Annotated in this window: 1 protein-coding gene; it reads right to left on the bottom strand. The window is 58.6% G+C overall.

From position 1 onward, the window contains the following. The coding region (locus AC1DCY_RS27735; protein WP_477355999.1) for a site-specific integrase at positions 1–366 on the bottom strand (366 nt) is incomplete at its 3' end. Positions 367–420: the final 54 nt, after the last annotated feature.

Raw genomic sequence — 420 nt, 5'->3', positions numbered from 1 at the left:
AGCCTTCACCAAGCGGGCGTACTGGCGCGTGGAGAGGTGGGTTGAGCCTCGCTGCCCGCCGGGGAAGAGGTAATCGTCGAGGCCAAGCTTCTGACTATCGATCCAAGCGACCAATGCATCTCTAGTCTGCGGCGTTATCTCGAACCGGACAGGACGCTTTGTTTTGCGCTGGATGACGCATGCCCTTGAACCAATATGCATGCCGTGTGCGACGTCACGGACCCGCAGCCCAACCAGATCGCACGCGCGCAGCTTGCTATCGATGGCGAGATCAAAAAGCGCTAACTGCCGACTATCGCCCTTGAGCTGAAGCCTGACTCGAATCGACCAGATCTCCTTGAGCTTTAGGGGCGCCTTCTGTCCCACAAGCTTGCCTAGATTCCAAGCAGGACGTTCCGCTGAGCGGCCTGAACTTCGCTC

It is taken from the genome of Lysinibacillus sp. 10T31, assembly GCF_056394365.1.
Note: the sequence above shows the minus strand (reverse complement) of the source record. Positions and strands in the feature narration are given on the sequence as shown.